This is a genomic window from Shewanella sp. MBTL60-112-B2 (assembly GCF_019655055.1).
Taxonomy (GTDB): domain Bacteria; phylum Pseudomonadota; class Gammaproteobacteria; order Enterobacterales; family Shewanellaceae; genus Shewanella.
Window position 1 is genome coordinate 1 of record NZ_BPFA01000108.1, and the last position, 441, is coordinate 441.

A 441-nucleotide genomic window follows, 5' to 3' on the forward strand; every position below is an offset into this window, starting at 1 on the left:
GGGCTTGGGAAGAAGAAAGAGGGAAGAGGAGGGAAGAGAAGAAAAGAAAATGAAGGAGAGGAGGAGGAAAAGAAAAGGAAGAGAAGAGGGCAAGTGAGGGAGAAAGGAGAGGAAGAAGGAGAAGGGGGGAAAGAAGGGAAAGGGAAAGGGAGGGAAGGGGAAAGGAAAGGAAGGGGAAGGAGGGAGAGGAAAGAAGAGGAAAAGAAAGAGGAAGAGAAAGAGGAGGAAGAAGAAAGAGGAAGGGAGGAGGAGAAAAGAAAAAGGAGGAAAGAGGGAGGAGGGGAAAAAGAGGGAGGGGGGAAGAGAGAGGGGAGAGAGAGAAGGAAGAAGAAGAAGGAAAAAAGAAGGGGAAGAAAAGGAAAGAGGGGGGGAGAGAAGGGGAGGGGGGAGAAAGAAGGGGGGAAAAAGGGAAAAAGGGAGGAAAAGAAAAAGACAGGTCGT

The 441-nt window shown here is 49.7% G+C and carries 1 protein-coding gene; it reads left to right on the top strand.

The window, feature by feature from the left end; all coding sequences use genetic code 11:
* A partial coding sequence (locus tag K5Q73_RS21960; RefSeq protein WP_220766210.1) for a hypothetical protein occupies positions 1 to 441 on the top strand: 441 nt, incomplete at both ends.